The 517-nt window shown below is 77.0% G+C and carries 1 pseudogene; it reads left to right on the plus strand.

Annotation, left to right across the window (positions count from 1 at the left end):
- A pseudogene (locus tag B9S61_RS40540) lies at positions 1 to 517 on the plus strand (hypothetical protein); the annotation flags it as partial.

Below are 517 nucleotides of genomic sequence, written 5' to 3' on the forward strand. Positions count from 1 at the left end.
CGGGCAGTCGGTCGCCGACCTGCTGGGCATCGAGGTGGAGGTACTCACCGGCCTGCCGCTGCTCGACGACCACGCACCGCCCGGAACTCCTCCCCGGCCCACGCTGGTCGGGCTGGACGGCAGGCCGAGCTGGCGGCCGTTCGTGTCCTCCGTGGTCTGCGGTCCGGTCGGCTCCGAGGGGCGGGCCCCCGCACCCAGGCCGGTGGGGATCCACCCGCCCGACTGGATCCTCGGCGGCGGCGAGCGGGGCACGGTACGGCTGACGGACCGCTGGCAGGCGACGGTGACCCGGGCCGGCCTCGCCCTGTGGGCACCGGACGGCCCCCGTCCCGGGCCGCTCGGCCCGGCCGTCGACCCGGAGGTGTGCGCCATCGAACTGGGCATGCCGGGACAGCAGTTGGACGGCTCCCTGCTGCCCGCCCTGTCTCACCTCGTGCGCGGCCTCGGCACCGACGTCCGCTCGCGCACCACCCTGCTGGTCCGCGGCAGACTCCTGGCGGGCGACGGCCCCCTGCGC

Source organism: Streptomyces sp. SM1 (genome assembly GCF_002910825.1).
Classification (GTDB): domain Bacteria; phylum Actinomycetota; class Actinomycetes; order Streptomycetales; family Streptomycetaceae; genus Streptomyces; species Streptomyces okerensis.